At 69.7% G+C, this 6393-nt stretch carries 6 protein-coding genes and 1 pseudogene; 5 read left to right on the top strand and 2 right to left on the bottom strand.

Features of this window, described 5'->3' with window-relative positions; translation table 11 throughout:
- Nucleotides 1–166: 166 nt before the first annotated feature.
- A pseudogene (locus PMI14_RS19575) lies at nt 167–424 on the bottom strand (GNAT family N-acetyltransferase); the annotation flags it as partial.
- Nucleotides 425–600: 176 nt separating this feature from the next.
- Here PMI14_RS19575 and PMI14_RS19570 point away from each other — a divergent pair.
- Complete coding sequence (locus PMI14_RS19570; protein ID WP_007857054.1) at nt 601–1470, top strand: ABC transporter substrate-binding protein; 870 nt, start codon at nt 601–603, stop codon at nt 1468–1470.
- 62 nt (nt 1471–1532) lie between these two features.
- On the opposite strand, the gene PMI14_RS19565 is transcribed toward PMI14_RS19570, so the two are convergent.
- A complete protein-coding gene (locus PMI14_RS19565) occupies nt 1533–2678 on the bottom strand; it encodes a GlxA family transcriptional regulator (RefSeq protein WP_007857053.1) in 1146 nt (381 codons plus the stop codon).
- A 51-nt stretch (nt 2679–2729) separates the two neighbouring features.
- On the opposite strand from PMI14_RS19565, the gene PMI14_RS19560 reads away from it, so the two are divergent.
- The 4 genes from PMI14_RS19560 to PMI14_RS19545 are packed head-to-tail and all read left to right on the top strand — an operon-like array spanning nt 2730 to nt 6380.
- On the top strand, nt 2730–3614 hold the full coding sequence (locus tag PMI14_RS19560) for an amino acid ABC transporter ATP-binding protein (RefSeq protein WP_007857051.1): 885 nt from the start codon (nt 2730–2732) through the stop codon (nt 3612–3614).
- 2 nt (nt 3615–3616) lie between these two features.
- Entirely contained in the window at nt 3617–4276 is a 660-nt protein-coding gene (locus PMI14_RS19555) for an amino acid ABC transporter permease (protein ID WP_007857050.1), read from the top strand.
- A complete protein-coding gene (locus tag PMI14_RS19550; protein WP_007857049.1) occupies nt 4273–4968 on the top strand; it encodes an amino acid ABC transporter permease in 696 nt (231 codons plus the stop codon). Before PMI14_RS19555 ends, PMI14_RS19550 begins: the two co-directional genes overlap by 4 nt.
- Before the next feature lie 17 nt (nt 4969–4985).
- On the top strand, nt 4986–6380 hold the full coding sequence (locus PMI14_RS19545) for an amidase (RefSeq protein ID WP_238541870.1): 1395 nt from the start codon (nt 4986–4988) through the stop codon (nt 6378–6380).
- Nucleotides 6381–6393 lie beyond the last annotated feature (13 nt).

The raw sequence follows: 6393 nt of genomic DNA, 5'->3' as shown, positions 1-6393 counted from the left end.
CGCCCGCTGACACTCCGGCCCGAAGGGTGAGGGCCTGGCAGGGCCGCACTCGTCGTTGCCGTGCTCGCCGGGTGTCCAACCCGGCTGCGCCCGCCGCCTAGATTGCGGCCCTGCCAGGCCCTCACGCACAGCCGATTTCTCGGTTTCAGTGGACTGGCTGCTTGCCGTAGCCCCGGCCGCGGAACGCAGGCAGCACGAACACATCCACCAGGTTGGCGAAGGTGGCGTGGTCGGAAATCACGCGCGCAAAGGCCACCTGGGCACCGTCCACGAAACCGCCGAAGCACAGCGAATGCGCCAGCGCACGCTGCACGGTGGCCAGCGGAATGCCCCGGGCCCAGGTGGACTGCTCGGACAGGAAGCGGTGGACCAGGGCCACGTCGAGTTCGGCCGGGTCGGTGGAAATGCGCAGGGTGGTGTCCATGGAAAAGTATACGGATGCGCCGGCGAAGCTGCTGCAGCGGTGTTTTCCCGCAATGTCGCGGGCATTCCATTTCGCCGTGCGCGCCTCCAATCGCCGCGCGGCAGGCGTCCCTACAGTCGATTCACCCCATCGACCGATGGGAGGGAACCACCACCGGACTTCTGGAGATCACCACCATGCCAACATTGAAGATCGCGAGGCTGCTGGCCTCGCTCGCGGCCGCCACCTGCCTGTCCGCCCTGGGGCTTTCGGCCCATGCCCTGGAGACCGTGGACAAGGGCGCCTTCACCATCGCGTTCTCGGGCGACATGCCGGGCACGGGCTACCAGGACGGCAGGATGGTGGGCTACGACGGCGAGATCCTGCAGCGCATCGCGCAGGCACTGCAGCTCAAGGTCAAGCCCGCGCTGATGGAGTGGTCGGGCACCATCGCCTCGGTGCAATCGAAGCGCGTGGACGTGATGGCCGGCACCATGGGCTGGACGGAGCAGCGCTCCAGAATCATGGCGCTGAGCGACCCGATCCACTATTTCAAGAACGGCATCACGCAGTCGGACAAGACCGACTGGAGCAAGCTCAAGGATCTGGAAGGCAAGAAGGTCGGCACGATCACGGGCTTCTCGTTCATCCCCGAGCTGCGCAAGATCAACGGCCTGCAGCTGGCGCTGTACGACACCTCGGACGCCGCCGTGCGCGACCTGCTGGCCGGGCGCATCGACGCGGTGATCGGCGACCCGCCGGTCATGCAGTACGCGATCTCGCAGAACCCGCAGTGGAAGATCAAGTTCAATGCCTTCAGCGATGCCTCACCCGACTACCCGCTGCTCACGGGGCTGGGCCAGGTGGTGTTCGGCCTGAACAAGGACAACCCCGAGCTGGTGAAGGCCGTGAACGCCGAGATCGCCAAGCTCTGGGGCAGCTGCGAGCTGCGCAAGATCGGCAAGACCTATGGCCTGGTGCAGGACGTCTGGTACCTCCCCGTGGGCCAGAACGCCCGGGCCGGCGTGGACCGCGCGGCGGACTGGAAGCTGCCGTCCTGCAAATGATGGGCTGACATCCTGGCGAGCCGCATGCATGCCCCCCCGGGCACGCATGCGGCTTTCTTGCGTCAGGCCTCCACGGCGCCGGCCTGCAGCGCCTTGCGCATGCGCCCCGGCGGCATGCCGTACAGCTGCTGGAAGTGGCGGATGAAGTGCGAGGCATCGGAGAAGCCGCACTCGTAGGCGATGGTGATGACGGCCAGGTCGGTGCTGGTGAGCATCCAGCGCGCGTACTTGAGGCGCGCGTTGCGGTAGTACTCCGACGGGGTGGTGCGTGTCTCGGCCAGGAAGACGCGTTCGAGCTGACGGCTGCTCGAATCCACGAGGCGCGCGATGACCGCGATCTCCAGCGGCGTGCCGATGTTCTTTTCCATCAGCACGATGGCCTGGCGCAGCTTGTCGTGGTCGGCCGTGCCGTAGCCCAGCGCGTGGCGGCGCGCCACGTGGGTGCTGCGCGCAGCGGGGTTCACCGTCATCTGGTGGATCACCTTGGCCGCGCGGTCGGGGCCGCAGTGCAGGCGCACGAGCTCGGCCGTGAGCTCCACGATGGAGATGCCACCCGCGCAGCTGATGCGGTCGCCATCGAACACGTAGTGGCAGTCGGTGGCGTGGTCGAGCGTGGGGAAGGCGGCCTTCCAGTCCTCCACATGGTAGGGGTGCACGCAGGCGCGGCGCCCGGCCATGAGGCCCGCATGCGCGAGTGCGAACGTGCCGGTGCAGATGCCGATGAGCGGCTTGCCCAGCGCGGCCGCATCGCGCAGGAAGGCGGTGTAGCGCGGGTGCACCGTGGGGATGGCGGGCAGCAGCCCGCCGATGACGGCGATGTAGTCGTAGTCGCTCTCGGACGAGAGCGAATCCTGCACCGGCACGGGCACGCCGCAGCTGGCCTGCACCGACTGCCCGGGCACTCCGAGGATGGTCCACGAACAGCGGATCTGGCGGCTCTGGTCGCCCACGTCGGCGGCGTGGCGCAGGCCGTCGCACAGGCCGGCCAGCGAGAGCAGGGGGAACTGCGGCCACAGCAGGATGCCCACGCGCAGCTCCGTGGCCGAGGTCGTGCCCGAGGGCCTGCGCTTCGGTGCGGACGATGCCCTGGCGGCATCGAGCTTTCCGATCAATGCACCAATGTCGCCTGCGTTCTGTGCACTGGCCTGGTGCGCGTGCGCACCAATGTCGCTAGGGAGGTTGTCAATTCGGTGTTTGGCTGGTGGCATGGGGTTTTCCCTGCATGTCGCATACGTTCAATATAGCGGCGACCGCCTGCAATGAACAGAGGGGCGTCCTTCCTAGCATGGAGGCACTGGGTAACGAGGGCATGCGGCTGCAAGGACCGTGCCGCGGCACCCGCACACAACTGCCTGGAGAACCCTGCTGTGAACGACCAACCCCCCCTGCTGCGCGTAAGCGGCCTCACGAAGAGCTACGGCCAGGCCGAGGTGCTCAAGGGCATTTCCTTCGACCTGAAGAAAGGCGAGACGCTGTCGCTGATCGGGCCCAGCGGCTCGGGCAAGTCCACCTGCCTGCGCTGCCTGAACTTCCTGGAAAAGCCCCAGGCGGGCGAGGTGCTGCTCGGGTCCGAGCGCATCGGCCAGCGGCCCGACCGCAAGGGCGGCTGGCGCCTGATGAGCGACACCGAGATGGCGCCGCAGCGCCGCGAGATCGGCATGGTGTTCCAGCTGTTCTACCTGTGGCCGCACCTCACCGTGCGCGAGAACGTGGCGCTGGCCTCCATCAAGGCGGCCGGCATGCGGCGCGACGAGGCCCATGCGCTGGCCGAAGCAATGCTGGACAAGGTGCACCTGCGCCACAAGGCCGATGCCTACCCCGAACAGCTCTCGGGCGGGCAGCAGCAGCGCGTGGCGATCGCGCGCACGCTGGCACAGAAGCCCCAGCTGATCCTGTTCGACGAGCCCACCTCGGCGCTGGACCCGGAGCTGGTGGGCGAGGTGCTAGGCGTGATCCGCGAGCTGGCCGAGGAGGGGCGCTCGATGATCCTGGTGACGCACGAGATCCGCTTTGCGCGCGACGTGGCGGACCGCGTGATCTTCATGGACGGTGGCCACATCGTCGAGGAAGGCCCTGCGGCGCAGGTGATCGACCAGCCGCGCAGGGAGCGCACGCGCAGCTTCCTCGGCCAGGTGGGGGCGTGAGCATGCCGGGCATCGACACCCTGACCCTGATCGTGGCCACGCTGGCGCGCGGTGCGCTCACGGCCGCGCAGGTGGCCCTGGGCGCGGGCCTGCTGGCGGCCAGCCTGGGCCTGCTGCTGGCGCTGGCCGTGGTCTTCGTGCGCAACCGCCTGCTGCAGCTGGGCATTGCAGCCTATGTGGAATGGATGCGCAATGTGCCGGCGCTGGCGCACCTGTTCGTGCTGTACTTCGGCCTGGCTTCGGTGGGCGTGCGGCTGTCGCCGCTCACGGCCGCGGTGGTGGGCCTGGGCCTGGTGGGCGCGGCCGTGCTGTGCGATGTGTTCGCGGCCGGCCTGCGCTGTCTGCATGCGGGCCAGCGCGAGGCCGCCCTGGCCGTGGGCCTGACGCCCGCGCAGGCGCTGCGCAGCGTGCTGCTGCCGCAGATGGTGCGCGTGACGCTGCCCTCGCTGGGCAACTACGCGAGCCAGCTCGTCAAGGACACGTCCATCGCCTCGGCGATCGCGGCGCCCGAGGTGATGTTCTACGCGCGCAATCTGGTCACCTCGACCTTCGAGACGCCGCTGATCTACCTGACCGCCATGCTGCTCTACGCGGCCATGGTGCTGCCCATCAGCTGGGCCTTTGCGCGGCTGGAACGCCGCACGGCAGGGGGTGCGCGATGAGCGGCAGCCCTTCGTTCTTCGCCCCCTACGCCGAGCACATGGCCGAATGGTGGCCGCGCCTGCTGGAGGCAGCCCGGGTCACGGCCGAGCTCTCTGCCCTGGGCTTTGCCATCGCGCTGGTGCTGGGCGCCCTGCTGGTATGGATGCTGCGCAGCGGCGTGGCAGTGCTGCGCCACGGGGCCAACGGCTTCATCCAGCTGCTGCGCGCGGTGCCGCTGCTGGCCCTGCTGCTGGCCATCTACTTCGCGCTGCCCTCGGTGGGCATCACGCTGCCGGGCTACTGGGCCGGGGCCATTGGCCTCGGGGTGCACGGCGCGGCCTATGTGGCCGAGATCCTGCGCGGCGGCCTGCAGTCGGTGCACGGCGGCCAGCGCGAGGCGGGGCTGGCCGCGGGCCTCACGCCGCGCCAGGTGTTCCTCTCCGTGACGCTGCCGCAGGCCCTGCGCGTGATGCTGCCGCCGCTGCTGTCGAGCTATGTGGCCCTGCTCAAGGACAGCTCGCTGTGCGCGCTGATCGCCACCAACGAGCTGATGCTGGCGGCGCGCGCCATGTCCAGCGAGTACTTCCTGCCGCTGCACATCTTCATCCTGGTGGGGCTGCTGTACTTCGCCATCGCCTTTCCCCTGTCCATGCTCTCGCGGTGGCTGGAGCGCCGTCTGGCGCAGGGGCGCCGCACGGTGGGTGCGGCATGAAAGAGCTTATGACGTCCATGACCTACGCACCACTGGAGCAGTTGGCTCAAGCCATCGCCTGTGGGGAGCTGTCGAGCGAGGCCTTGCTGGAACACCAGCTCGCGCGCATCGCGCGCCTTGGCGGCCAGCTGCACGCCTTCACCGACGTGTATGCCCACGAGGCCCGCGCCGCTGCGCGCGGCCTGGACCAGATGGCGCGCGCCGGCATCCGCCTGGGGCCGCTGCACGGCGTGGCGGTGGCGGTGAAGGACCTGTTCGAGGTCGAGGGCAAGCCGATTGCGGCAGGTTCGAAGGCGCGGCCGCCGCGCACCTCGGCCACCAGCGCGGCCGTGGTCGAGCGGCTGCGCGCGGCCGGTGCCGTGGTGGTCGGCAAGACGCACACGGTGGAGTTCGCCTTTGGCGGCTGGGGCACGAATGCGGTGATGGGCACGCCCTGGAACCCCTGGGACCTGCGCACGCACCGCACGCCGGGCGGCAGCAGCAGCGGTTCGGCCGTGGCGCTGGCGGCGGGCCTGTGCACGGCCAGCATCGGCACGGACACGGGGGGATCGGTGCGCATCCCTGCGGGGCTGTGCGGGGTGGTGGGCCTGAAGACCACGCGCGGGCTGATCAGCCGGCACGGGTTGATCGAGCTGTGCCCCACGCACGACACGGTGGGCCCGCTCACGCGCACGGTGCGCGACAGCGCCATTTTGCTCGACGTGCTCTCGGGCCCCGACCCGCGCGATGCCGTGTCGCTACCGGTGCCGGCGCGCGCGGTGCTGCCGCAGCTCGATGCGGCGCGCGGCGTGGCCGGCATGCGCATGTGGGTGCTGCCCGAGGCCGAGCGCGCGGACGTGGACCCCGAGGTGCTGGCCGCCTGCGACGAAGCCGTGCGGGTGCTGGAGGGCCTGGGCATGCAGCGCGTGGAGCGCGCGCTGCCGCAGAGCCTGGCCGAGTCGATGCGCGTGGCGGGCAGCCTGATGAGCGCCGAGGGCTATGCGAACCTGGGCACGCTGTTCGAGCAGGAGGGGCTGGAGTTCGACCCGCATGTGCGCCGGCGCATCCTGCTCGGGCGCGATATCGGCGCGGCGCAGTACCTGCAGCTGCTCAGGCTGCGCGAGCAGGCCAAGGCCGAGATGCTGGCCGCGATGGACGGGATCGATGTCTGCGCCTTTCCGACCAATGCCATCGCCGCGATCCCGCTCACCGAGGTGGACGAGCTGGCCACGCCGCTGTCGCGCTTCGGCCGCTTCGTGAACCTGCTGGACCTGTGCGCGCTGGCCGTGCCGGCGGGCTTCACGGGCCAGGGGCTGCCGGTGTCGCTGCAGTTCATTGCGCGGCCCTTCGACGAGGCCACGGCCTTGCGCGTGGGCCATGCCTTCGAGCAGGCGACGCGCTGGTACCTGGCGGTGCCGCCGGGGCTGGATTAGGACTGGGGGCGCC

Source organism: Acidovorax sp. CF316, assembly GCF_000276605.1.
Classification (GTDB): domain Bacteria; phylum Pseudomonadota; class Gammaproteobacteria; order Burkholderiales; family Burkholderiaceae_C; genus Acidovorax.
Note: the sequence above shows the minus strand (reverse complement) of the source record. Positions and strands in the feature narration are given on the sequence as shown.